21 protein-coding genes and 1 rRNA gene are annotated in these 22,747 nt (G+C 52.6%); 4 read left to right on the top strand and 18 right to left on the bottom strand.

The window, feature by feature from the left end; genetic code table 11:
• The 5 genes from OGX83_RS01110 to pepQ all read right to left on the bottom strand — a co-directional run.
• Positions 1 to 411 (bottom strand): 16S ribosomal RNA (locus tag OGX83_RS01110); the annotation flags it as partial.
• A gap of 378 nt (positions 412 to 789) precedes the next feature.
• The gene (gene hemG, locus OGX83_RS01105) at positions 790 to 1,335 is read right to left on the bottom strand and encodes a menaquinone-dependent protoporphyrinogen IX dehydrogenase (protein WP_048237121.1); all 546 of its coding nucleotides are present in this window, start codon (positions 1,333 to 1,335) and stop codon (positions 790 to 792) included.
• A gap of 11 nt (positions 1,336 to 1,346) precedes the next feature.
• Positions 1,347 to 2,798, bottom strand: coding sequence for a Trk system potassium transporter TrkH (gene trkH, locus OGX83_RS01100; protein WP_003017848.1), 1,452 nt, complete (start codon positions 2,796 to 2,798; stop codon positions 1,347 to 1,349).
• A gap of 38 nt (positions 2,799 to 2,836) precedes the next feature.
• Positions 2,837 to 3,451, bottom strand: a complete 615-nt coding sequence (locus tag OGX83_RS01095) for an IMPACT family protein (RefSeq protein ID WP_003017851.1) — start codon at positions 3,449 to 3,451, stop codon at positions 2,837 to 2,839.
• Entirely contained in the window at positions 3,451 to 4,782 is a 1,332-nt protein-coding gene (pepQ, locus tag OGX83_RS01090) for a Xaa-Pro dipeptidase (protein WP_008787103.1), read from the bottom strand. Before pepQ ends, OGX83_RS01095 begins: the two co-directional genes overlap by 1 nt.
• Before the next feature lie 188 nt (positions 4,783 to 4,970).
• On the opposite strand from pepQ, the gene fadB reads away from it, so the two are divergent.
• Positions 4,971 to 7,160, top strand: a complete 2,190-nt coding sequence (gene fadB / locus OGX83_RS01085) for a fatty acid oxidation complex subunit alpha FadB (RefSeq protein WP_032941592.1) — start codon at positions 4,971 to 4,973, stop codon at positions 7,158 to 7,160.
• Between the two features lie 9 nt (positions 7,161 to 7,169).
• Positions 7,170 to 8,333, top strand: coding sequence for an acetyl-CoA C-acyltransferase FadA (gene fadA / locus OGX83_RS01080; RefSeq protein ID WP_003828895.1), 1,164 nt, complete (start codon positions 7,170 to 7,172; stop codon positions 8,331 to 8,333).
• Between the two features lie 284 nt (positions 8,334 to 8,617).
• On the opposite strand, the gene OGX83_RS01075 is transcribed toward fadA, so the two are convergent.
• The 4 genes from OGX83_RS01075 to ubiD all read right to left on the bottom strand — a co-directional run bounded on the left by OGX83_RS01075 (position 8,618) and on the right by ubiD (position 12,985).
• Positions 8,618 to 9,598 (bottom strand): LacI family DNA-binding transcriptional regulator, encoded by a 981-nt coding sequence (locus tag OGX83_RS01075; RefSeq protein WP_286587237.1) that lies wholly within the window; start codon positions 9,596 to 9,598, stop codon positions 8,618 to 8,620.
• Positions 9,595 to 10,521 carry an ROK family protein gene (locus OGX83_RS01070; RefSeq protein WP_191215283.1) on the bottom strand — a complete coding sequence of 309 codons (927 nt, stop codon included), beginning with the start codon at positions 10,519 to 10,521 and terminating at the stop codon, positions 9,595 to 9,597. Before OGX83_RS01070 ends, OGX83_RS01075 begins: the two co-directional genes overlap by 4 nt.
• Positions 10,522 to 10,749: 228 nt before the next feature.
• Complete coding sequence (gene fre / locus OGX83_RS01065; RefSeq protein ID WP_003828903.1) at positions 10,750 to 11,451, bottom strand: NAD(P)H-flavin reductase; 702 nt, start codon at positions 11,449 to 11,451, stop codon at positions 10,750 to 10,752.
• Between the two features lie 40 nt (positions 11,452 to 11,491).
• Positions 11,492 to 12,985, bottom strand: coding sequence for a 4-hydroxy-3-polyprenylbenzoate decarboxylase (gene ubiD / locus OGX83_RS01060; protein ID WP_286587236.1), 1,494 nt, complete (start codon positions 12,983 to 12,985; stop codon positions 11,492 to 11,494).
• 204 nt (positions 12,986 to 13,189) lie between these two features.
• Between ubiD and rfaH the strand changes: the two genes are divergently transcribed.
• Positions 13,190 to 13,678, top strand: a complete 489-nt coding sequence (rfaH, locus tag OGX83_RS01055; protein WP_003017881.1) for a transcription/translation regulatory transformer protein RfaH — start codon at positions 13,190 to 13,192, stop codon at positions 13,676 to 13,678.
• Positions 13,679 to 13,683: 5 nt separating this feature from the next.
• Here the strand turns inward: rfaH and tatD are convergent, their stop codons facing one another.
• From tatD to udp, 9 genes are all read right to left on the bottom strand, one after another.
• The gene (gene tatD / locus OGX83_RS01050) at positions 13,684 to 14,466 is read right to left on the bottom strand and encodes a 3'-5' ssDNA/RNA exonuclease TatD (RefSeq protein WP_003841237.1); all 783 of its coding nucleotides are present in this window, start codon (positions 14,464 to 14,466) and stop codon (positions 13,684 to 13,686) included.
• Positions 14,467 to 14,507: 41 nt separating this feature from the next.
• Positions 14,508 to 15,299, bottom strand: coding sequence for a Sec-independent protein translocase subunit TatC (tatC, locus tag OGX83_RS01045; RefSeq protein ID WP_003828911.1), 792 nt, complete (start codon positions 15,297 to 15,299; stop codon positions 14,508 to 14,510).
• Between the two features lie 2 nt (positions 15,300 to 15,301).
• On the bottom strand, positions 15,302 to 15,850 hold the full coding sequence (gene tatB / locus OGX83_RS01040) for a Sec-independent protein translocase protein TatB (protein ID WP_008787098.1): 549 nt from the start codon (positions 15,848 to 15,850) through the stop codon (positions 15,302 to 15,304).
• Between the two features lie 3 nt (positions 15,851 to 15,853).
• The gene (tatA, locus tag OGX83_RS01035; protein WP_003017888.1) at positions 15,854 to 16,108 is read right to left on the bottom strand and encodes a Sec-independent protein translocase subunit TatA; all 255 of its coding nucleotides are present in this window, start codon (positions 16,106 to 16,108) and stop codon (positions 15,854 to 15,856) included.
• 78 nt (positions 16,109 to 16,186) lie between these two features.
• A complete protein-coding gene (gene ubiB, locus OGX83_RS01030; RefSeq protein ID WP_003828916.1) occupies positions 16,187 to 17,827 on the bottom strand; it encodes a ubiquinone biosynthesis regulatory protein kinase UbiB in 1,641 nt (546 codons plus the stop codon).
• Complete coding sequence (gene ubiJ / locus OGX83_RS01025; protein WP_003828918.1) at positions 17,824 to 18,429, bottom strand: ubiquinone biosynthesis protein UbiJ; 606 nt, start codon at positions 18,427 to 18,429, stop codon at positions 17,824 to 17,826. The genes ubiB and ubiJ overlap by 4 nt, the downstream gene beginning before the upstream one ends.
• A gap of 13 nt (positions 18,430 to 18,442) precedes the next feature.
• Positions 18,443 to 19,198 carry a bifunctional demethylmenaquinone methyltransferase/2-methoxy-6-polyprenyl-1,4-benzoquinol methylase UbiE gene (ubiE, locus tag OGX83_RS01020; protein WP_003017897.1) on the bottom strand — a complete coding sequence of 252 codons (756 nt, stop codon included), beginning with the start codon at positions 19,196 to 19,198 and terminating at the stop codon, positions 18,443 to 18,445.
• 94 nt (positions 19,199 to 19,292) lie between these two features.
• Entirely contained in the window at positions 19,293 to 20,723 is a 1,431-nt protein-coding gene (gene rmuC, locus OGX83_RS01015) for a DNA recombination protein RmuC (protein ID WP_208743673.1), read from the bottom strand.
• 140 nt (positions 20,724 to 20,863) lie between these two features.
• Positions 20,864 to 21,625 (bottom strand): uridine phosphorylase, encoded by a 762-nt coding sequence (udp, locus tag OGX83_RS01010; protein WP_003828923.1) that lies wholly within the window; start codon positions 21,623 to 21,625, stop codon positions 20,864 to 20,866.
• Between the two features lie 265 nt (positions 21,626 to 21,890).
• Between udp and OGX83_RS01005 the strand changes: the two genes are divergently transcribed.
• A complete protein-coding gene (locus tag OGX83_RS01005) occupies positions 21,891 to 22,697 on the top strand; it encodes a dienelactone hydrolase family protein (protein ID WP_003828924.1) in 807 nt (268 codons plus the stop codon).
• Positions 22,698 to 22,747 lie beyond the last annotated feature (50 nt).

Here is a 22,747-nt window from a genome sequence, read left to right as displayed (position 1 = left end):
TCATACACGCGGCATGGCTGCATCAGGCTTGCGCCCATTGTGCAATATTCCCCACTGCTGCCTCCCGTAGGAGTCTGGACCGTGTCTCAGTTCCAGTGTGGCTGGTCATCCTCTCAGACCAGCTAGGGATCGTCGCCTAGGTGAGCCGTTACCCCACCTACTAGCTAATCCCATCTGGGCACATCCGATGGCAAGAGGCCCGAAGGTCCCCCTCTTTGGTCTTGCGACGTTATGCGGTATTAGCTACCGTTTCCAGTAGTTATCCCCCTCCATCGGGCAGTTTCCCAGACATTACTCACCCGTCCGCCACTCGTCACCCAAGGAGCAAGCTCCTCTGTGCTACCGTTCGACTTGCATGTGTTAGGCCTGCCGCCAGCGTTCAATCTGAGCCATGATCAAACTCTTCAATTTAAAAGTTTGATGCTCAATGAATTAAACTTCGTAATGAATTACGTGTTCACTCGTTGAGACTTGGTATTCATTTTTCGTCTTGCGACGTTAAGAATCCGTATCTTCGAGTGCCCACACAGATTGTCTGATAAATTGTTAAAGAGCAGTGCCGCTTCGCTTTTTCTCAGCGGCGCGGGGTGTGCATATTACGCCATCCCGCTACGAAGTCAAGCATTTAATTTCGCTTTCTTCGCCGGAGCTCTCAGTGGAACCCCGCTGACCCGGCGGCTTGTAATCCGTTGTTCCGTGTCAGTGGAGGCGCATTATAGGGAGTTATTTCAGGCTGACAAGGGGAAATTTAAAATAATCTTCCGAGTGCGTATTTTTTATTCTTTGCGCTTATTTTAACAACGCTTTGTTGGTTAATTGGGCTATTTCTCGCGCGAATCTCGCAACCTGTTCCCAATCGGTATACACCACTTCTTTATTCGTATCCGTTTCACCGCCTGACATCTTCATTATCAGTTGGATCATAACGCGGTCATACCAGCGATAGCGTGGATACCGCAAAGCACCCGCAATGACTGCGCTGTGGTCTGGTCGCCACGGCGAACTCATCAGGAACTTACGCGCATAGCTGTTGGTTTGCGGCGTACGTTTCTCCGGTTTACGGGCAACCAGGTTTACGGAGTAGAACGCGCTCGGCATCGAATTCAGCCGTGTGGCATGCTTTTTCACAAACTCCTGAAAAGCAGCATGGTAATGACCGTAGCGAATCGAGGCGCCAATTACCACGCTGTCATAATTTTGCCAGTCCGGCTCCGCGGTACGATGCAAATTAACAACATCTGCCCAAACGCCCAGCTCTTTGAGTTCAGAAGCCAGATACTCAGCGATTTCACGCGTTTGTCCGTCCCGGGAAGAAAAAAGAATCAGTGTTTTCACGTGTTACTCCATTATTCACGCCAGAAGGTAGGGGTAAAGAGCACCAGCAGAGTAAAGACCTCCAGACGACCAAACAGCATATTGGCAATCAGGATCCACTTCGCCACAGGGTTCATACTGGCAAAGTTGTCGGCGACAACCCCCAGTCCAGGCCCCAGGTTATTCAACGTTGCCACAACAGAGGCAAACGCGGAGAAGTCATCAACACCGGTCGCAATAATCGCCAGCATACTGATAATAAAGACCAGCGCATAGGCAGAGAAGAATCCCCATACGGCTTCAAGAATTCGCTCCGGCAACGCACGGTTACCCAGTTTGATACTGTAAACCGCATTCGGATGGACCAGTCGTTTCAATTCGCGGTTACCCTGCTTAAACAGCAGCAGGATACGAATCACCTTCAAGCCACCGCCCGTCGACCCGGCACAGCCGCCGATAAAAGCAGAACACAGCAACAGCACTGGCAGGAACAGGGGCCAGCGGGCAATACTGTCCGTGGTAAATCCGGCGGTCGTAGCCATCGATACCACCTGGAAAAAGGCCTGGTTGATCGTCGTGAGCGCCGAGCCATAGGTATTGTGTATCCATAGCACCAGCGTACAGACTGCCACCAGCGTCAGCTGCACGCCGATAAACATGCGGAATTCCGGATCCCGCCAGTAGACCTTCAGACTACGCCCACTTAATAAAGAGAAGTGCAGACCATAGTTACAACCGGAGATCAGCAAGAAGATAGCAATGATGGTGTTAATCGTGGGACTGTCGAAATACCCCACGCTGGCATCGTGTGTGGAAAAACCACCGATGGCGATTGTGGCAAAACTGTGCCCTATGGCGTCAAACGCGGGCATCCCGGCAAACCATAGCGCCAGCGCGCACGCCACCGTCAGTAATACATAGATTAGCCACAGCGTTTTCGCCGTTTCGGCAATACGCGGGCGCATTTTATTATCTTTCAGCGGCCCCGGCATTTCTGCACGATAGAGCTGCATCCCACCAACACCAAGAATAGGCAGGATAGCCACCGCCAGCACGATGATCCCCATCCCGCCGAACCATTGCAGCATCTGGCGATAAAAGAGAATCGCGTGTGGCAATGAATCCAGCCCCACCAGCGTCGTCGCACCTGTAGTGGTTAATCCGGAAAAGGATTCAAAAAAAGCGTCGGTTATCGTCAGGTTAGGGCTTTCCGCAAAGATGAACGGTAGCGCACCCACACTGCCCAGAACGGTCCAGAACAAAACGACAATCAGAAATCCTTCGCGCGATTTCAGCTCCCCCTTCTCTTTACGGTTTGGCCACCACAGCATGGAGCCGATCGCCAGAGCAACGAAGAAAGTTTGGGTGAATGCACGCCCTGCCCCATCGCGGTAGATGAGCGCTACCAGTCCGGGGATAATCATTGTCCCCGAGAATAAGATGACCAGTAGTCCAACGATTCGGGTGATGGCGCGAAAATGCATCTCTGCCGCTTCCTTAGTTCTTTAAAATGAGGTGGGGATTATTCTTCAATCGCTAACAATTGCAATGAACCACGACTAAAATCCGCCAGTTTTGCCGAAAACTCATCCACTTTGGCAAAAGGAAGCGCCACCCTGAGCCGAACAAAAGCCTGGTAATCACTGGCAACGACTTTACCGTCAAACTGCCCCAGCAAGGCTTCAATGCCTGCCAGCTGACCGTACTCACACTGCAAAGTATATTCGGTTAATGGCGTCTTGCGCTGTGTCGTTAACTGGCGCAACGCTTGATTCACACCGCCACCGTAGGCTTTTACCAACCCTCCAGTACCGAGAAGGATACCGCCGTAGTAGCGCACGACTACAGCGGTAATCTCGCCGACACCGCTCCCCATCAGCTGCGCGAGCATCGGTTTACCTGCCGTACCCGCCGGTTCGCCATCGTCTGAAAACCCTAGCTGCTGCGAGTCATTGGGCGCACCCGCCACCCACGCCACACAATGGTGGCGGGCGTCCGGGTGTTCCGCTTTGACTGACTCAACAAACGCCTTTGCCGCTTCTACGCCGTCAGTATGGGCGAGCAGCGTAATGAAGCGGCTTTTTTTGATCTCTTCGACGACGCTAACCGGCGCCGCAGGGATTAACCAACTGTCCATTACGCCAGTTTCAAATCCCGCGTCATGTTTTCGATATTGTTTTCGTGGACCACCACGTTGTCTTCAATACGAATACCGCCGAACGGTTTCAGTGCTTCAATTTTCTGCCAGTTGAAGTGCTTGCTGAACTGTCCTTCACGCCACGGTGCCAACAGAGATTCAATGAAGTAAATGCCCGGTTCGATGGTCAGAACCATGCCTGGTTGCAGTACGCGGGTGCAACGCAGGTAAGGATACTTCGACGGCGCGGCCAGATGAGTACCGCTGTCATCCTGCATAAAGCCTGCGACATCATGTACCTGCAGGCCCAGCGGGTGACCAATACCGTGCGGCATAAACGGCCCGGTAAGATCGTTTTCCACCATCGCTTCTTCACTCATACCGGTGATGATTTGATGCTTACGCAGCAGCTTCGCGATACGCTGATGGAACTGAATGTGATAATCCACGTAGCTGGTGCCTGCTTTCATGGTGGCAATCAGCGCCAGTTCTTCGTCGTTAACGTCTTTCACCAGATGCGCATAGTCGTTGTCGTTTTTCGCCGACCAGGTACGCGTCAGGTCTGCCGCATAGCCGTTGTATTCCGCACCAGCGTCGAGCAGGAAACTGCGGATTTCAGACGGTGCCTGATGATCCAGCTTGGTGTAATGAAGAACCGAAGCATGCTCGTTAAGCGCCACGATGTTGCTGTATGGCACGTCGGTGTCGCGATGACCGGTGGCAGTCAGGTAAGCGAGGTTGATGTCAAACTCGCTCATTCCGGAACGGAACGCTTCTTCTGCTGCACGGTGGCCATTTACCGCCATTTTCTGCGCTTCGCGCATACAGGCCAGTTCGTATTCCGTTTTATAGGCGCGGTAATAATGCAGGTAGTCGATCACCCCTTTCGGGTTGATGTTGCTGGCCGCGATGTCCAGTTGCAGCGCACGTTCCGGAACCGGGCCGATGTAACCGATATTGCCGCGAGCAGCAGGCAGTTGGCTACCGATACCATCCGCTTTCGGCAGCGCGATGATCTCGATTTCTTCCGTCCAGAAAGAGGTTGGTAGCGGCTCAACGTTGTGCCAGTAATCGACCGGCAGGTAGAACCACAGTTTCGGCTTGTTTACGCCATCCACCAGCAACCAGCAGTTAGGAACCTGTGTTACAGGCACCCAGGCTTTAAATTGTGGATTGACCTTAAACGGATATGGATGATCGTCGAGAAAGACGTTAACAAGTTCGCCAGAGTGAATAAGTAACGCATCCAGTTTGAAGCGATCCAGTGCGTCGCGCGTCCGTTCCTGTAAGGTAACGATATGATTTTTATAGAGTGCGGCCAGCGATTCCATTTTCTATCCTTCTGTTTTTTGACCTCAAGTCTCCGCATCTTAGCACATCGCTTTGTGAGTGCGTGATTTCTGCCGAGCGTGATCGAATCGTCATTTCTTTAATCATTCATTTGCATTTTATTAACATAAAACACACACTTCGATTCATCTGGTATGACCAGATCACCTTGCGGATTCAGGAGACTGACATGCTTTACAAAGGCGACACCCTGTACCTCGACTGGCTGGAAGATGGCATCGCCGAACTGGTGTTCGATGCCCCTGGTTCGGTCAATAAACTCGACACGGCCACCGTTGCCAGCCTGGGCCATGCGCTTGATGTGCTGGAAAAACAACCGAATTTAAAAGGGCTGCTGCTGCGTTCTAACAAAGCAGCCTTTATTGTTGGTGCCGATATCACCGAATTCCTTTCACTGTTCCTCGTGCCTGAAGAACAACTGAGCCAGTGGCTGCATTTTGCCAACAGCGTCTTTAATCGCCTCGAAGATCTGCCTGTTCCGACCCTGTCAGCAGTAAACGGCTACGCGCTGGGTGGCGGCTGCGAGTGTGTTCTGGCAACCGATTATCGTCTGGCAACGCCGGACCTGCGCATTGGCCTGCCGGAAACCAAGCTGGGCATTATGCCGGGCTTTGGCGGCTCCGTGCGTATGCCACGTATGCTGGGTGCGGACAGCGCGCTGGAAATTATTGCGGCAGGTAAGGATGTTGGTGCTGAGCAGGCGCTAAAAATCGGCCTGGTCGATGGCGTAGTGAAGCAAGACAAACTGCTTGATGGCGCGATCGCAGTATTACGTCAGGCGATTAACGGCGACCTCGACTGGAAGGCCAAACGTCAGCCGAAGCTGGAGCCGTTGAAACTCAGCAAAATTGAAGCGGCTATGAGCTTTACCATCGCTAAAGGCATGGTGGCACAGACGGCAGGGAAGCATTATCCCGCGCCGATTACCGCGGTAAAAACCATTGAAGCAGCGGCCCGTTTTGGCCGTGAAGAAGCGCTGAATCTGGAAAATAAAAGCTTTGTTCCACTGGCGCACACCAGTGAAGCTCGCGCGCTGGTTGGGATCTTCCTTAACGATCAGTTCGTCAAAGCCAAAGCCAAAAAACTCACCAAAAATATTGAAGCACCGAAGCAAGCTGCGGTGCTGGGCGCGGGCATTATGGGCGGCGGCATCGCTTACCAGTCAGCCTGGAAAGGCGTGCCGGTTGTCATGAAAGATATCAACGACAAATCATTAACGCTGGGCATGACCGAAGCGGCCAAGCTGCTGAACAAACAGCTTGAGCGCGGCAAAATTGACGGTCTGAAAATGGCGGGCGTGATTTCCACTATTCATCCAACCCTCGACTATAGCGGTTTTGAGCGTGTGGACGTGGTGGTTGAAGCTGTCGTGGAAAACCCGAAAGTGAAAAAAGCGGTACTGGCAGAAACCGAAGATCAGGTACGCCCGGACACCGTACTGGCTTCAAATACCTCCACCATCCCAATCAACGAGCTGGCCAGCGCGCTCAAGCGCCCGGAAAACTTCTGTGGGATGCACTTCTTTAACCCAGTACACCGCATGCCACTGGTTGAGATTATTCGCGGCGAGAAAAGCTCGGATGAAACCATCGCCAAAGTTGTCGCCTGGGCAAGCCAGATGGGCAAAACCCCAATTGTGGTCAACGACTGCCCCGGTTTCTTCGTGAACCGCGTGCTGTTCCCGTATTTTGCCGGTTTCAGCCAGCTGCTGCGCGATGGGGCGGATTTCCGCAAAGTCGACAAAGTCATGGAAAAACAGTTTGGCTGGCCGATGGGCCCGGCTTATCTGCTGGACGTGGTGGGAATTGATACCGCACATCACGCGCAGGCAGTGATGTCCGCAGGCTTCCCTCAGCGTATGCAGAAAGATTATCGCGACGCGATAGACGCCCTATTTGATGCGAACCGTTTCGGACAGAAAAACGGTCTTGGATTCTGGCGTTATAAAGAAGACAACAAGGGCAAGCCGAAGAAAGAAGAGGATGCCACCGTTGACGATCTGCTGGCAGAAGTCAGCCAGCCGAAACGCGACTTCAGTGATGAAGAGATTATCGCTCGCATGATGATCCCAATGGTCAACGAAGTGGTGCGTTGTCTGGAAGAAGGCATTATCGCCAGCCCGGCAGAAGCCGACATGGCGCTGGTTTATGGCCTGGGCTTCCCTCCGTTCCATGGTGGCGCGTTCCGCTGGTTGGATACGCTCGGCAGCGCGAAGTATCTCGATATGGCCCAGCAGTATCAGCACCTCGGAGCGCTGTATGAAGTTCCGGCTGGTCTGCGTGATAAGGCGCGCCATAACGAACCGTATTATCCCCAGGTTGAGCCTGCCCGCCCGGTTGGCAGCCTGAAAACGGCTTAAGGAGTCACAATGGAACAGGTTGTAATTGTTGATGCGATCCGTACCCCGATGGGCCGTTCGAAAGGGGGCGCGTTTCGTAACGTGCGGGCAGAAGATCTCTCCGCACACTTAATGCGTAGCCTGCTGGCGCGAAATCCTGCGCTGGAGCCATCCGCGCTTGATGATATTTACTGGGGCTGTGTGCAGCAAACGCTGGAGCAGGGTTTCAACATCGCCCGTAACGCCGCGCTGCTGGCGGAAGTTCCGCACTCAGTTCCAGCCGTCACGGTCAACCGCCTGTGCGGTTCGTCCATGCAGGCGCTGCACGATGCGGCACGCATGATCATGACCGGCGATGCTCAGGCGTGCCTGATTGGCGGCGTGGAGCATATGGGCCATGTGCCAATGAGCCACGGCGTTGATTTCCATCCGGGCATGAGCCGCAACGTGGCAAAAGCCGCGGGAATGATGGGTCTGACTGCGGAAATGCTCTCTCGCATGCACGGCATCAGCCGTGAAATGCAGGATGCTTTCGCCGCACGTTCACATGCTCGCGCCTGGGCTGCAACACAGTCTGGCGCATTTAAAAACGAAATCATCCCGACCGGCGGCCATGATGCCGACGGCGTGCTGAAGCAGTTTAACTACGATGAGGTTATCCGCCCGGAGACAACCGTTGAAGCGCTCTCCACCCTGCGCCCGGCGTTCGATCCGGTTAGCGGAACGGTCACTGCCGGTACCTCCTCCGCACTCTCCGACGGCGCTGCGGCGATGCTGGTCATGAGCGAAAGTCGCGCCCGTGAGCTGGGTCTGACGCCGCGTGCCCGTATTCGTTCGATGGCTGTTGTTGGCTGCGACCCTTCAATCATGGGTTACGGTCCGGTTCCGGCCTCAAAACTGGCGCTGAAAAAAGCGGGACTCTCCACCAGCGATATCGGTTTGTTTGAGATGAACGAAGCCTTTGCCGCTCAGATCCTGCCGTGCATTAAAGATCTGGGGCTGATGGAGCAGATCGATGAGAAGATCAACCTCAACGGCGGGGCGATCGCTTTGGGCCATCCACTGGGCTGTTCCGGGGCGCGTATCAGCACCACCCTGCTCAATCTGATGGAACGTAAAGACGTACAGTTTGGCCTGGCGACGATGTGTATCGGGTTAGGCCAGGGCATCGCGACGGTATTTGAGCGAGTTTAATCAAAGCATGCCGGGGGCGCTTCGCTTGCCCGGCCTACGAAATGTTATCTCAAAGCCATTGGTGCCAGAACAAGGCGGCAAGTGAATGACAAATTCGTCAGGAACGAATTTGAACAGCCGAAGGCTGCTTTCAGTGAGGGACACGGATGTCCCTCATTCATCCCGATGAGCTTACGTATAGTAAGTGATTCGGGTGAATGAGCGCAGCCAACACAGTTATGGTGCCAATGGCGAAGAGAGAAAGTTTAGTTGCCGTTCTTCCCGCCTGTCAGGGGCGGGTTTTTTTATTTCCCTGAACTACCACGTACCACTAACTGCACCGGCAACAGCAGATTCTCTTCCTGATTTTCTTCCAGCAATAAACGCAGCGCTTCACGCCCCAATTGTTGTTTATCAACCGCAATGGTGGTGAGTGGTGGATGTGACCATGCCGCAGCATCGATATCATCAAACCCAACCAGCGCCAGATCTTCCGGGATACGTATACCCTGCTGCGCACACACCCGTAGAACAACCAGCGCTGCCGCATCGTTATAGGCAAAAATAGCGTCGGGCGGCTCTGGCAGACTGAGCAATTCATTCACCGCCTCCACCAAAGATTGCTCGGTATCCAGCAGCGGCGGCGCAATGGCTTCATACTCTGGCGGCATCAGCAAACGGGCCTCATACAATGCCTGACGGTAACCCTTCTCGCGCTGACGGATGCTGTAGTGCGCAAGCGTGCTGGCAAGAAAAGCAATACGGCTGCGACCTTGTGCAATCAAATGTTGTGTAGCCAGATAACCGCCCTGGGTGTTGTCCGGATTCACGCAAGGCAGGCCCGGCGCCCAGAGATCCACCAGCACCAACGGCAGCTTCATCTGTTGCAGCAAGCCAAGTAATTCAGGCTCAAAAAATCCGGCACAGATCAGCGCATCAGGCTGGTGCAGCAGCACCTGCTCACTCACTGCATCGCCTGGACCAATGGAGAGAAAGCTCAGCGCAATACCATGGTCACGACAGTTATCTTCTATGCCCAGCAGCAGTTGAGAGTAAAACGGCAATGCCCGGCTGATATTGTGCTGGCGGTGAAGCAAAAACAGGACGCGTTTGATCTTGTCAGTGCGCAGACGGGAAAAATCATAACCCTGCTGCTGCGCCACAGAAATAATGCGCAGCCGGGTGTCTTCACGCAAACCCGGCTGCCCTTTTAGGGCGCGGGAAACTGCACCAACTGAAACACCACAAGCTTCGGCAATATCTCTGATACGTACAGGTTTCGTCATTTCACTCTCATTGATTCTACTATGGCTTGTTGCGCCCCCAGCCAGGCCGCGCCGCGTACGCCGCTGCTGTCGCCGTGACGGGCCCGAACTATCGGTGTGCGGCACTGCTTACCAAATACGTACTGCGCCACTCGCGCCTGTAAACCCGAATACAGTAAATCGATATTGGATACCCCGCCCCCAAGCACGATAACATCGGGATCGAGCGTATTCACCACGCCCGCCAATGCACGCGCCAGTTGATCGCAATAGCGTTCCCATACAAAGCAGGCATCCGCATCACCCGATTCTACCTGTTGCATAATTTGTGGCACACCCACATGCTGCGCGGTGTGATTCAGGTACTGGCGTTCCAGACCGCTACCGGAAATAAAACTTTCAATACAGTTCAACTGTCCGCAATAGCATCTCACTCCAGTCCCGTCCTGAGATTCGTGGTAGCGCGGCAATGCATTATGCCCCCACTCTCCTGCGCAGGCGTTAGGTCCAGAGATCAAGCGGTTATCGATGCATAGTCCACCGCCACAACCGGTACCGAGGATGACGCCAAAAACGACGCTGTGTCCATACCCGCTGCCGTCCATCGCCTCTGACAGCGTAAAGCAGTTAGCATCGTTGGTGACGGGCACAGCCATCCCTAACGCTTGCTCAAGATCTTGCGCAAAGGCCTGCTGATTCAGCACCAGAATGTTGGAGTTTTTGATTAACCTTTCGCTATCCACCGCACCGGGCACCCCAACGCCAACAGAGAAAGGCTGATTAACGGCCAGTCTGGCCTTAGCAATCATCTCCGTCACGGCCTGGAAAAAATCACCGTAACTCTGCTTTGGTGTCGCGCATCGCTCGCGGTAAACAATTTCACCCGCGTTATCAATCACCACCGCTTCGATTTTAGTCCCGCCAATATCCAGTCCGAGTCTCATGGTCTTCCTCGTTTGCGCCTCGCAATTTGATTGCGTCTAGTTTGCCAATTTTGTTTACTAAACAAAAAGAGACCTGTCACAAAAGCTAAGTTTTGCGATTAATAGATAGGAAAAACATGTTTACTAAAAAACGTGGTGAAAAAGAGAAACAACGAGACCGGGCTTGCACCCTGTTAGAAGAAGTAAGATTGGTGATGAATGCGCCGGAAGGACTCCGGCGCACAGCGCTTAAATGAACGCGAAAGCGTCGCCAAACAGGCGATCTTCACGTGCACTTCGCTCATTACAGAAGAGATCGCGCGCGATTTTGGCCATTTCAAAACGCCCGGCAATGTAGATATCATGCTCCGCCAGGGTACCGTAATCCTGCAATACTGCCGTTAACACGGTTCCCGTACGACCACGCCAGCCGTCTTCAGGCTGTTCCACCACTGGCTCAACGCGCAGATTCGGGTGGTTCACAGACAGCGCTTCCAGCTCGGAGAGATCGTAGAGATGCTTCTCTTCACGCCCGCCCCAGTAAATGGTGATATCGCGATTTGGATTACGCGCGAGCGCGGTAAGCAGAATAGAACGCACGTAAGAGAACCCTGTACCACCGGCAATCAGGATCAGCGGGCGCTCGTCTTCGTCACGCAGCCAGGCTTCGCCATGCGGAATGTCGACCTTGATTTCCCGGTCTTTCAGAATACGGTCCATCACGGCCATGGCGTAAAGATTTAGCTCAGAGGCGCCAACGTGCAGCTCAATGAATCCTTGCTCGTCCGGCGTTGATGCCATGGAGAACGGACGCTTATCCCTTTCATCCATCACGACCATTAAATACTGGCCAGCACGAAAGGAAAACGCCGCGTCTGGCACTAAACGAACGCGATATACGGTGTCAGTGATAGCTTCTACCGAGGTCACTTTACAGCTTAAGGTTGTCATGCGCTCTCTCTGTCGGATCAATAGGCAAAACGATCGCGCCTCAGGCGCTTTTGCCGTCATTAAAGATGGCCAGTTCATCCCAAATTGCGTCAATGCGCGCAGTCACTTCAGGATCTTTTTTAATCGGACGTCCCCATTCACGTTGGGTTTCGCCCGGCCATTTATTTGTGGCATCCAGCCCCATTTTTGAACCAAGGCCGGAAACCGGCGAGGCAAAGTCCAGGTAATCAATTGGCGTATTCTCTACCAGTACCGTATCCCGGGCCGGGTCCATACGGGTAGTAATTGCCCAAATCACATCATTCCAGTCGCGTGCGTTGACGTCATCATCGCAAACAATAACAAATTTGGTGTACATAAACTGACGCAAAAACGACCAAACACCCATCATGACGCGTTTGGCATGGCCAGCGTACTGTTTTTTCATCGTCACGACGGCCAGGCGATATGAACAGCCTTCCGGAGGTAGATAAAAATCGACGATTTCCGGGAACTGCTTTTGCAGAATAGGCACGAAGACTTCGTTCAGCGCCACGCCGAGCACCGCGGGTTCATCTGGCGGGCGTCCGGTATAGGTAGAGTGATAAATTGCATCTTCACGCTGGGTAATGTGCGTGACGGTAAAGACCGGGAAGCTATCTACTTCGTTGTAGTAGCCGGTATGATCGCCATACGGCCCTTCCGGAGCCAGCTCGCCCGGTTCAATGTACCCTTCCAGCACGATTTCTGCGCTGGCAGGCACTTCCAGGTCGTTGGAAATACATTTAACCACTTCGGTCTTGGTTCCGCGCAACAGCCCGGCAAATGCGTACTCGGATAATGTATCAGGGACCGGCGTCACGGCCCCCAGAATGGTCGCAGGATCTGCTCCTAACGCCACAGAAACCGGGAAGCGTTCACCCGGATGCGCTGCGCACCACTCCTGGTAATCAAGCGCGCCGCCGCGATGGGACAGCCAGCGCATAATGAGCTTGTTTTTGCCAATCAGCTGCTGACGATAGATGCCCAGATTCTGCCGCTCTTTATGCGGACCACGCGTTACGGTGAGCCCCCAGGTAATCAGCGGCGCGGCATCTTCCGGCCAGCAGGTCATAATCGGAATGCGGTTTAAATCAACGTCATCGCCTGAGTACATTTTTTGCTGACAAGGTGCACCGCGCAACCGCTTAGTCGGCATGTTCAACACCTGTTTAAACTGCGGCAGCTTATCAAACAGATCGCGGAATCCTTTCGGTGGCTCTGGCTCTTTCAAAAACGCCAACAGTTTACCGACTTCTCGTAGCGCCGAGACTTCTTCTTGTCCCATCCCCATCGCAACACGCTTTGGTGTGCCAAACAGGTTACACAGCACCGGCATTGAATAGCCTTTCGGATTCTCAAACAGTAACGCAGGCCCACCGGCACGCAGAGTGCGATCGGCAATTTCAGTAATTTCCAGGTGGGGATCCACCTCAAGCGAAATGCGTTTGAGCTCACCCTGCTGTTCAAGCAGCGTCAGGAAGTCGCGTAAATCGTGATATTTCATGGCGTCCATTGTGGCCTCTTCGTAAGCGCTTCATTATACGGCGTTCATCATTGTGATGCTGTATTTTTGTTAAATTAGCGTGAACTCTGGCGATACATATAAGCCCCGGGCGTATATACCCATTGGGTTTCAGCCTGCGTTGAGGTGGGTATAATTAACTTAACGCATGGCTTTTGCTATGCTTGCGCTCAGAACAAGCGGATAAGAGTTATTATGCAATCCTGGTATTTACTGTACTGCAAACGTGGGCAACTTCAGAGAGCCCAGGAACACCTGGAAAGACAGGCGGTGAACTGCCTGACGCCTATGATCACCCTGGAAAAAATAGTGCGCGGTAAACGTACCACAGTCAGTGAACCACTATTCCCTAATTACATGTTTGTCGAGTTCGACCCGGAAGTGATCCACACCACCACTATCAATGCCACGCGTGGTGTCAGCCATTTCGTCCGTTTTGGCGCGACGCCTGCGACCGTCCCTTCTCCCGTTATTCACCAGCTTTCTATCTACAAGCCTGAAGGTATTGTGGACCCGCAAACTCCTCAGCCAGGGGACAGCGTGATTATTACTGAAGGGGCATTTGAGGGGCTAAAAGCGATCTTCACCGAACCGGATGGCGAAGCGCGTTCCATGCTACTGCTTAACCTGTTGAATAAAGAAGTTAAGCAGAGCGTGAAAAATACCGGTTTTAGAAAAATTTAAGCCGTTTAGAAGGTCACTTCGAACAATGTTCGGACGTTAGCATCAATGGTTGCTGACAGCCATTGAGGATCTTCTCCGCGCCAGTGGGCAATACGCTCAAGAATATGTGGCAGGTGCGCCGGTTCATTGCGCCGTGACGTCGGTTTAGGCGTTAAGTCGCGAGGAAGTAGGTAAGGCGCATCGGTTTCGATCAGTAGTCTTTCTACCGGAATAAACGGCAGCAGTTCCCGCAGTTCCATCCCCCGACGCTCATCACAGACCCAGCCGGTAATACCAATATAAAGCCCTCGGTCCACACAGTCCTGCATCTCCTGCCGCGTTCCGGTAAAACAGTGCAGCACCGCGCCCGGGAGACTATCCAGCCACGGCTCCAGCAACGTCAGAAAACGCTCATGGGCATCTCGACAATGCATGAAAATCGGCATCTGCAGTTCAGCGGCAATGCGCAGTTGTGCCTCAAAAGCACGTTCCTGCTCCTGTGGCGTGGAGAAATTGCGATTGAAATCCAGACCGCACTCGCCAATAGCGACCACCTCAGACTGGTTTGCCAGCGCGATAATCTCGTCTTCCGTTGAGGATTGCCATTGGCTACTGTCATGCGGGTGCACGCCAGCCGTGGACCAGCAATGCGGATAATGTTGCGCCAACTTCAGCGCCTGCTGGCTTTCGTGCAGGTTTGTTCCGGTCAGAAGCATACCGTTTACGCCCGCAGCAAAGGCGCGCGCCACAACATCATCCCTGTCTTTCGCAAATTGTGAACTGGTTAAATTAACGCCAATATCAAACATGCTACCTCCCATATGACAACCGCCCTGACGGGCGGTTGAATTTACTCTTCTGTTTTCTCGGTGGCTTCGGCTTCTTTTGCTTCTTCAGCCTCGTTGTCCTCATCTCGCGTACGTCGCTTACCGACATAGAAACGAGAGAAGAAAACGCCCACTTCAAACAGGCAGTACATCGGTATCGCCAACAACGTTTGCGAGAAGACATCTGGCGGAGTCAGTAACATCCCGACGACGAATGCTCCCACCACAACGTAAGGTCGTTTCTTACGTAAATCTTCAGGTGTCGTAATGCCCATCCAGCATAGCAGCACAATGGCGACAGGGACCTCAAAAGAGACACCGAAAGCCATAAATAGCGCCATTACAAAGCTGAGATAGCTGGCAATATCTGTCGATACCTGCACGCCTTGCGGAGCCGTGTTAGCCAGAAAACCAAACGCCAACGGGAAGACGACAAAATAGGCGAATGCCATGCCGATGTAGAACAACAACGAGCTGGAGACCAGCAGCGGCACAACCAGGCGACGTTCATGTTTGTACAAAGCAGGCGCAATGAATGCCCATACCTGGTAGAGGATCACTGGCGCTGACAGGATCAGCGACACCATGAAGGTTAACTTTATAGGGGTAAAGAACGGTGAGGCCACGTCGGTGGCGATCATCGTTGCGCCCTGCGGCATCTGTTTAATCAGCGGTGCCGCAACCATATGGTAAATGTCGTTGGCAAAGTAAACCAACGCCAGAAAGATCACGATAACCGCAATAATGCAGTTCAGGAGTCGCTTACGCAGCTCGATAAGATGCGTAATGAGCGGTTGGGTATCTTCTACAGCCATGTTTACGGTTTATCACTCGACGAGGGGGAGGATTCGACAACAGGTGCGGCAGCTTTCTTTTCTGCATCCATCAACGTGGCGGAAGTGTTTTCCGTCTGCTCTGGCGTTTTAGCACCCGCGGATTCCGGTTTTTGCTCCGGCGAACTGGCCTGGTTTTCAGCGGCGGCAGGGGTGACCCCTTCTCGCTGCGCTTCACCTTCTTTCACCACCGGATTATGGATAGTGTGCGCTTCATCGCTCGCTTTCTCAGGATCGTGCACGCTGTAAGAACGCTTCATCGATTCCGCCGCTTCACGCAGCTCATCCATTGACGCTTTCAGCTCCGGGGTCAGATTTGTCAGGCTCGCTTTCTCTACTTTCTTCAGGCTGTCCTGAAACTCCTGAAGCTTAAGCTCCTGGGTCAGTTCATTCTGAACAGTAGTTGCAAGGGAACGCAAAGCGCGAACCCAGCCAGCAACCGTTTTTACCGCTACAGGTAATCGTTGCGGCCCCAGAACAATGAGGCCGATCACGAACACCAATAACAGTTCGCTAAAACCGATATCAAACACGGATTATACCTGCTCTTTATCTTGGCTTTTGGCGTCTTCCTTTTTCACTTCACCCTGCTTATCGGTGATGGATTTAGCAGTAAAATCAGCGTCCTGGCTGGTCTTATCTTGCTTAGGCTCATCATCACCCATCGCTTTTTTGAAGCCTTTGATCGACGCGCCAAGATCGGAACCGATGGAGCCGAGTTTCTTGGTGCCAAATAGCAGTACAACGATGACGGCAATGATCAACAACTGCCAAATACTGATACCACCCATACATGTTCCTCTGTCATAGATGATGAATTAATAAGGCCGTAGTATACGTTACACGACCTGCCTTGGGCGATGAAAAATTCAGCGCATTTTGCGCCAGCCGATCAACCAGGCTATGACGCCTCCCGCCATTAACCAGCCCGGCATAAGCCCCCACTCAGGGCGGCTTACCAGCAGGAATGTTCCACTTAGCAACAATGTTGCGCCAATGCCCAATAAATAACGGGATTGTCCCTGGCGTACATGATTCGCGTGAAGCTCGCGGGCAATCTTATCAACACTGTGCTGTAAATATTTGCCCTGGCGCAAACTGTCATACACCAGTTCAGGTATTTCTGGCATTTTTTCGACCCAGAACGGTGCTTTTTCTTTAAATGCCCTAACGAGCGCTGGAATACCGACCTGATCTTTAATCCAGGATTCGAGGAATGGCTTAGCCGTTTTCCACAAATCTAACTGCGGGTAGAGTTGTCGTCCGACACCTTCAACGTACAGCAGCGTCTTCTGGAGCAATACCAGTTGAGGCTGAACTTCCATATTGAAGCGGCGCGCAGTGTTGAACAGATTCAACAGCACGTGACCAAAGGAAATCTCCGCCAGCGGCTTTTCAAAAATCGGCTCGCACACGGTACGAATGGCAAATTCAAACTCTTCTACGTTGGTATCCGGCGGAACCCAACCAGAATCTACGTGCAGTTCCGCAACTTTGCGGTAATCGCGGTTAAAGAACGCAATGAAATTTTCAGCCAGGTAACGCTTATCTTCTTTGTTTAAAGAGCCCACAATCCCACAATCAATACCAATGTATTTCGGGTTTTCAGGGTGCTCATAACTGACAAAAATGTTCCCGGGGTGCATATCCGCATGGAAAAAGCTGTCGCGGAATACCTGAGTAAAGAAGACCTGAACACCACGCTCGGCCAACAGTTTCATATTGGTGCCGTTCTTCTCAAGCGTGGTGACATCTGAAACCGGGATGCCGTAAATGCGCTCCATCACCATCATGTTCTGACTGCAGTAGTCGGAATACACTTCCGGGATGTACAGCATCGGACTATCTTCAAAATTACGTCGTAGCTGAATGGCGTTCGCCGATTCGCGCAGCAGATTCAGTTCATCGATCAACGTTTTTTCATATTCACGGACGACTTCTGTTGGTCGCAGGCGACGCCCATCTGGCAGCAGACGAGGAACCCAACGAGCCAGGCGGTAGATCAGTTTTAAATCCGCTTTGATGACCGGAAGTATGTCCGGGCGAATAACTTTGATCACCACCTCTTTGCCATTCGATTTCAACCGCGCAGTGTGGACCTGAGCAACAGACGCAGATGCCAGTGGCGTGATTTCAAAATCATCAAACCATTCCTCAACGGGCAGCCCGCCCATGGCCTCTTCGATTTGTTTTTTCGCTCTAAGGCCATCGAACGGGGCAACCCGATCCTGCAATAGCGCAAGCTGATCGGCGATGTGCGGAGGGAAAAGGTCACGACGGGTAGAGAGCATTTGCCCAAACTTGATCCACACCGGGCCGAGTTCCTGTAAAGCCAGTCTCAGCCTTTCTCCCAGCGGTTTGTCTTTATGTCGGTTGGGCATCCAGAACAACGAGTAACGCCACAACCGAAGCGGCAGCGTGATTCGCATTTTGGGGATGAGTTCATCAAGACCGTAGCTTAAAAAAGTGCGAATGATGAAATAAAGGCGCCGTACTTCACCTGGCGTCATTTGGCCTCCAGTTTTTCCAGCCGTTTGGCCAGAGATTCAACCGCGCGCTCAACGGCTGCCGTTTCTTCAGCAAACCATGCAACCTCTAGTGGACCAGGAGCCATGCGCCACTCTTCAGTGATCGCTTCGGCGACATAGCGCTGCTGGCGCTGAAAGTTATGGCACAGGAACTTCGCTCCACCACGCAAGACTTTGCTGACCCCTTCCGCGACGATATCGCCGGTATAGGGTGCTAACAGTTCTGCAGGATCCAACTCCGCCAGATCGGCCAGCGCAACAAAGTTCTGTACTACCTGGATATCGCCCTGGACTTCCAGCTCACCGCTGCGGATAAGCGTGGTGAGTTGCTGTCGATCACGCAATTTCGGTAACACACTGGCATATGTGATTACGGTGCAATCGGCTTCGCCTTCCCATGCCCCCAGCACATCGACCTGGCGCTCGCTAAATACCAGGACTAACGGTGTTGAAAATCCTTTGAGATCAACACGCAGCACCTTACCCTGTAAACGCGTTCGGGCTGACTTCAGCGCAGGAGAACGGTACAGAAAGGTGTTGAGCAGATTTTCAACGCCTGCGGTTACTAAGGGTTTTAAAGGCATCCCCACTCTCCTGTCAGAACTTGTAACCACGATGCAGCGCAACGACACCTGCAGTCAGGTTGTAGTAATCAACGCTTTCGAACCCGGCATCTTGCATCATTGCTTTTAAGGTGTCCTGATCGGGATGCATACGGATGGACTCCGCCAAATAGCGGTAGCTGTCCGCATCGCTTGCTACCATTGAACCTATGCGCGGCAGAACATGGAAAGAGTATGCGTCGTAGGCTTTGCTCAACGGTTCGATGATGGGTTTTGAGAACTCCAGCACCAGTAGACGTCCGCCCGGCTTCAATACGCGGTACATGGAGCGTAATGCTTTGTCTTTATCCGTTACGTTGCGCAGACCGAAAGAGATGGTGATGCAGTCAAACGTGTTGTCAGGGAAAGGTAATGCTTCCGCATTCGCCTGAACGTACTCAACGTTACCTACCACGCCAATATTACGCAGCTTTTCGCGACCCATTTTGAGCATTGAGTCATTGATATCCGCCAGCACAACTTTGCCGGTTTCACCAACCATGCGAGAGAATTTCGCCGTCAGATCGCCGGTACCGCCTGCTAAATCGAGAACGGTTTGCCCGCGACGCACGCCACTGCAATCAATGGTGAAGCGCTTCCACAAACGATGAATGCCAAATGACATTAAGTCATTCATAACGTCATATTTAGACGCCACAGAATGAAAAACGTGGGCCACCATGTCAGCTTTCTGCTCTTTAGCGACGGTCTGAAAGCCAAAGTGCGTCGTTTCTTGTGAATTATCCACCATCTCAGTGCCTGCTCATCCAAAAAATGTTCGAGAAGTGTAACAGATTGGGCCAATTTGCCCTACCCTTCTGCCGGGTTCAACTACCCCAAATGGACTAGTTTGATTGCTGATTTACCGCTTCATCATCGGGGTAAGATGCATCTTGTTGCGTCTCAGGGACCGAGCGCAAGCGGTATTCTTCATCCTGTGTAGTAGCTTGTTCAGCCAGCTCAGGATTAATCTCGCGCTTAATTTCCACGCCTAAACTACGAAAAGCTTCTGCCTGCGACAGGACGTTTCCACGACCGGAAGAGAGTTTTTTCATCGCCTGTCGGTAGTTGTCCTGGGCTTTGTCCAGGCTTTGACCTATTGCCGACATATCATCCACAAACAACCGCATCTTGTCATAAAGTTTGCTGGCCCGATCGGCAATTTGTTGCGCATTACGACTCTGATGCTCGTAGCGCCACAGGTTGGCGATCGTGCGCAATGCCACCAACAGCGTGGTAGGGCTCACCAGCATAATGTTATTTCTAAGCGCTTCGGTAATCAGTTCGGGCTGTCGGTCGAGCGCCAGTAAAAAAGCGGGCTCAACGGGGATAAACATCAGCACGTAGTCAAGCGTACGCAGCCCAGGAAGCTGCTGATAATCTTTGCGCCCCAGCAGTCGAATATGGTTACGCACCGAGGCGATGTGCTCCTGCAATGCACTTTCGCGGGTGTATTCGTCTTCTGCGTTAAAATAGCGCTCATAGGCGACCAGCGTCATTTTCGCATCGATCACCACATCTTTACCCTGCGGTAGCCGAACGATGACATCAGGCTGCATTCGCGAACGGGCGTCGTTTTCGATGCTGACCTGGGTTTCATATTCATAACCTTCACGCAGACCAGAGGCTTCGAGTACCCGCGTGAGTACGACCTCTCCCCAGTTACCCTGCGTTTTGTTATCACCTTTTAATGCCCGCGTCAGGTTTACCGCTTCCTGCGCCATCTGCGCATTCAGTTGCTGGAGATTACGAATTTCGTGTGCCAGGGTATGGCGTTCTTGTGCCTCTTTACCAAAGCTATCCTGAACCTGGCGACGAAAACCGTCCAGTTGTTCACGAAGCGGCGCAAGCAGGCTGTTCAGACTTTGGCGATTTTGCTCATCAACACGGCGGTTGCTGTGCTCAAAAATACGATTCGCAAGATTTTCAAACTGTTCACTCAGACGCTGTTCGCTGTTGATCATCTGGCGGATTTTATCTTCCGCATGCTGTTGCGTTGCTTCCAGCCGGGTAGTGACTTCACGGAGATCGGCTTCCAGAGAGGTGTTGATACTGTGCAGACTGCGTAATTCGTTATTGAGGAGTTCGCACTCATCACGCCAGTGAGCTTCCTGCGAGAGCTGCTGGCGAGCGGCGCTTAGCGCAATATCCAGTTCACGTCGCTCTTCGATGAGGTCGGCACGGATTTGATCGGCGCGTGCTTTTGTCGCCAGCCACCCTACCAGTAGCCCTGCGGCTAACGCCAACACGGCACTCATCATAATTGAAATATCCACAACGCCCCCTTACAGCAACGACTTACCCGCACAAAATAGAATTGTGCTGTATAAACGTCCAGTTTAAAAGGAATTTCCTGCGAGGCACTACGCAAAATAAAAAGGCCGAACGCGTCGGCCTTTTTGAATAGACGGGAGAATTACAGTAAACGACGCGCGGCTTCCACCACGATTTTCACCGCGTGGCTTTCCGTTTGTTTCATCGTTTCCGCATTAGGGATCTCTTGCTGAGTACGGTTCACGATAACACCCGCGACCATACCGGCACGCAGACCCTGGCTTGCGCACATGGTCAGCAGCGTAGCAGATTCCATTTCGTAGTTCATAACGCCCATAGACTGCCACTCTTCCATTGAGCCTTTGAAACGGCTCACGACGCGACCAGAGAAGGTGTCATAACGCTCCTGGCCCGGGTAGAAGGTGTCAGAAGACGCGGTAACACCCACGTGAGTGGTGGCGCCGATAGATTTCGCCGCTTCCACCAGCGCGGTGGTGCACTCGAAGTCCGCAACGGCCGGGAATTCCATTGGTGCGAAGTGCAGGCTTGCACCGTCCAGACGAACAGATGCAGTGGTAACCAGTACATCACCCACGTTGATATGCGGCTGGATAGCGCCAGTCGTACCGATACGCAGGAAGGTACGAATGCCCAGCTGTGCCAATTCTTCTACGGCAATAGAGGTGGACGGGCCGCCGATACCGGTAGAGCAAACGATCACGGCTTTACCATCCAGCTCAGCACGCCAGGTGGTGAACTCGCGATGAGATGCCAGCTTAACCGGCTTATCCATCAGCGCGGCGATCTTTTCCACACGCTCCGGGTCGCCAGGGACGATAGCAAGCGTAGCCCCTTGTAAATCGTTCTTAGTGAGGCCGAGATGAAAAACATCAGACTTAGACATAAAAACTCCTCTGTGAATCGGTTTTGTCAGAAGAAGCAAAAACACACTTTACCGAAGGCATAAACATATTTTCGTGACAGTCATCACTATGATGTAAATCAATTGCATTCAATTACCATTAAATAGTGATCTTTATCACATAAATGATGCGATATAAGGAAGCCCTGCACAAAAGATAGCCCGTTTAAGGCAATGTGGTTCGTTGCATGTGTCTATAGTTAACAATGCGCTTTTTTGCTGAATATTTAAGGGTACGGAGAATACCATGACAACACGACAATCTGGCTTTGCACCTGCTGTATCTCCACCGACGTCTACCACGGTTCACACCCCGGATAATGCAATTATCGCCGGTGTAACGTCCATACCTTCACAAGGCGATGATATGCCAGCGTATCACGCACGACCAAAACAGACTGATGGCCTGCTGCCCGTAGTCATTGTCGTGCAGGAGATTTTTGGTATTCATGAGCACATTCGTGACGTTTGCCGTCGTCTGGCTCTGGAAGGGTATCTGGCTATCGCACCAGAACTCTATTTTCGCGAAGGCGATCCCAATGACTTTGCCGATATCCCTACGCTGCTTAGTGGCCTTGTCGCCAAAGTGCCTGACTCTCAGGTACTGGCCGATCTGGACCACGTCGCTAGCTGGGCCTCCCGCAACGGAGGAGATGCGCACCAGTTGATGATCACCGGATTTTGCTGGGGTGGACGCATCACCTGGCTGTATGCCGCACATAATCCGCAGTTAAAAGCGGCCGTGGCGTGGTATGGCAAACTGGTGGGTGACAAAACCCTCAACTCGCCAAAACATCCCGTTGATATCGCAACCGATCTTAACGCCCCCGTTTTGGGGCTTTATGGCGGCCAGGACACCAGCATTCCGCAAGATACCGTTGAAACAATGCGCCAGGCGCTACGCGCCGCCAATGCTAAAGCGGAAATCGTGGTCTATCCCGATGCCGGACATGCGTTCAACGCCGATTATCGCCCGAGCTATCACGAAGAGTCCGCGAAAGACGGTTGGCAGAGAATGCTGGAGTGGTTCGTGCAATACGGTGGGAAGAAATAAACGTTAATTGCCCGGTGGTGGCGACGCCTTACCGGGCCTACAACTATTGC

Origin of the sequence: Citrobacter sp. Cpo074 (genome assembly GCF_030332745.1) — a bacterium.
Lineage (GTDB): Bacteria > Pseudomonadota > Gammaproteobacteria > Enterobacterales > Enterobacteriaceae > Citrobacter > Citrobacter portucalensis.
This window is presented reverse-complemented; position numbering and strand designations above follow the sequence as displayed.

Excerpts from the sequence above, each read along its gene's own strand:
- fre (WP_003828903.1), bottom strand. The coding sequence starts at position 11,451 with ATGACAACCTTAAGCTGTAAAGTGACCTCGGTAGAAGCTATCACTGAC.
- tatA (WP_003017888.1), bottom strand. The coding sequence starts at position 16,108 with ATGGGTGGTATCAGTATTTGGCAGTTGTTGATCATTGCCGTCATCGTT.
- ubiE (WP_003017897.1), bottom strand. The coding sequence starts at position 19,198 with ATGGTGGATAATTCACAAGAAACGACGCACTTTGGCTTTCAGACCGTC.
- tatC (WP_003828911.1), bottom strand. The coding sequence starts at position 15,299 with ATGGCTGTAGAAGATACCCAACCGCTCATTACGCATCTTATCGAGCTG.
- OGX83_RS01075 (WP_286587237.1), bottom strand. The coding sequence starts at position 9,598 with ATGACGAAACCTGTACGTATCAGAGATATTGCCGAAGCTTGTGGTGTT.
- pepQ (WP_008787103.1), bottom strand. The coding sequence starts at position 4,782 with ATGGAATCGCTGGCCGCACTCTATAAAAATCATATCGTTACCTTACAG.
- trkH (WP_003017848.1), bottom strand. The coding sequence starts at position 2,798 with ATGCATTTTCGCGCCATCACCCGAATCGTTGGACTACTGGTCATCTTA.
- OGX83_RS01095 (WP_003017851.1), bottom strand. The coding sequence starts at position 3,451 with ATGGACAGTTGGTTAATCCCTGCGGCGCCGGTTAGCGTCGTCGAAGAG.
- OGX83_RS01070 (WP_191215283.1), bottom strand. The coding sequence starts at position 10,521 with ATGAGACTCGGACTGGATATTGGCGGGACTAAAATCGAAGCGGTGGTG.
- fadA (WP_003828895.1), top strand. The coding sequence starts at position 7,170 with ATGGAACAGGTTGTAATTGTTGATGCGATCCGTACCCCGATGGGCCGT.
- rfaH (WP_003017881.1), top strand. The coding sequence starts at position 13,190 with ATGCAATCCTGGTATTTACTGTACTGCAAACGTGGGCAACTTCAGAGA.
- OGX83_RS01005 (WP_003828924.1), top strand. The coding sequence starts at position 21,891 with ATGACAACACGACAATCTGGCTTTGCACCTGCTGTATCTCCACCGACG.
- ubiD (WP_286587236.1), bottom strand. The coding sequence starts at position 12,985 with ATGGACGCCATGAAATATCACGATTTACGCGACTTCCTGACGCTGCTT.
- udp (WP_003828923.1), bottom strand. The coding sequence starts at position 21,625 with ATGTCTAAGTCTGATGTTTTTCATCTCGGCCTCACTAAGAACGATTTA.
- ubiJ (WP_003828918.1), bottom strand. The coding sequence starts at position 18,429 with ATGCCTTTAAAACCCTTAGTAACCGCAGGCGTTGAAAATCTGCTCAAC.
- fadB (WP_032941592.1), top strand. The coding sequence starts at position 4,971 with ATGCTTTACAAAGGCGACACCCTGTACCTCGACTGGCTGGAAGATGGC.
- ubiB (WP_003828916.1), bottom strand. The coding sequence starts at position 17,827 with ATGACGCCAGGTGAAGTACGGCGCCTTTATTTCATCATTCGCACTTTT.
- tatD (WP_003841237.1), bottom strand. The coding sequence starts at position 14,466 with ATGTTTGATATTGGCGTTAATTTAACCAGTTCACAATTTGCGAAAGAC.